Here is a 1252-nt window from a genome sequence, read left to right as displayed (position 1 = left end):
TTCCACGGTCCGTTTCTGTTTTTTCAGGTAAAGGCAGAGGGTCTGGATATCCCTGTCATTCATGACCTTCAATGCCTGTTGTCTGACTACTGAGAAGGGTTGATTATCATCAATGTTCTCATCCACAAACAGATGCAGTAACTCTGCCGCTTTCGTGACATTGTCCGCGGCTGACTGCCAGGACAGGAACACTGCTTGTTGTGCAAAGGTGTTGGCAGCTTCTTGTTGCTTGCGGATATGGTAAATGAACCCATCAGTTAACCGTTCCAGTGCCAGTTGTATCCGCTCTGTCAGGTGACATAGCAACCATAGATGCTGCTGTGCGCGTTTGAATCGTTTGAGTTTACTACCGTAATAGTTGATGAGCTCACCGAAGTGTTGTCGATTTTTAAGAGACAGATTAAGCCCATCGATAACGCCATTGATTTGCGTGCGCCATGGCGCTAACTGATGATAAAGGGCAAGCTCTTTTTTAAGTTCAGGTACGGTCAGACTTTTTGCACCGCCTCTGAGCTGGTTCAGGCTTAGTCCGTCATCAATGGCTGTTATGCTGTCCAGAAAGACGTGAAGTTCAGGACTGGTGAGTTGATTAAGTTGGTGCGCCAGGTCTTTTCTGACCTGCTGCATCGCTCTGCTTATCAGTCTCTGGAGTACGGTGTACCTAGGGATAGCAATGCTGTGACTGGTTAGGAATTCAATAGCAGTATCAAAGAGGTAACGCGGCTCCAGCCAGGCATTGCCCACCTGAACAAGGTGGTCGAAAAGAGAATTGAAGTGCTGACTTTCGTCCCATTTGTGATAACCAGCAAGGTCTAATACTTTTGCGTAGAGTCGATCTTTTTGTTTTTGTGAGGGAGTGAATGGTCTGAGCCCCTTGCCGCCAAGCAGCTCTTTACTGATGAACATTAAATCCTTAGAAACCTGCGAGTAAGCGATATCTAGGATGACGGGCTTTGATTTGAAGTATCCCAAAATCGCGACAAAGTAACATCTATGAGCTCTGAGACGAATTGACCGAAAAACTGCCAATTCCGCATCGTTCAGAGAAAAGTACAGACGTTGTTCTTCGATTGAAAAAATGGGTGGGGAATAAAGATCTGCCTGTTCTGCTCTCGTGAGAATAGTAATTTCGTTTTTGATGGCCATATCAGGGCTGTTCCGTATTAAATGTACGATATTTACCTAATTTGCCACACTTATAAGTAGTAACCCACCTCCGCAGCCATTTATTGGTGTGGTCTACAGAGGATTA

Annotated in this window: 1 protein-coding gene; it reads right to left on the bottom strand. The window is 45.5% G+C overall.

What is annotated here, in order from left to right; genetic code table 11:
- On the bottom strand, positions 1-1146 hold a 1146-nt coding region (locus BIZ39_RS21840; protein ID WP_187448120.1), incomplete at its 3' end, for a DUF4158 domain-containing protein.
- Positions 1147-1252: the final 106 nt, after the last annotated feature.

The organism is Alteromonas sp. BZK5, from assembly GCF_014349115.1.
Classification (GTDB): Bacteria; Pseudomonadota; Gammaproteobacteria; order Enterobacterales; family Alteromonadaceae; genus Alteromonas; species Alteromonas macleodii.
This window is presented reverse-complemented; position numbering and strand designations above follow the sequence as displayed.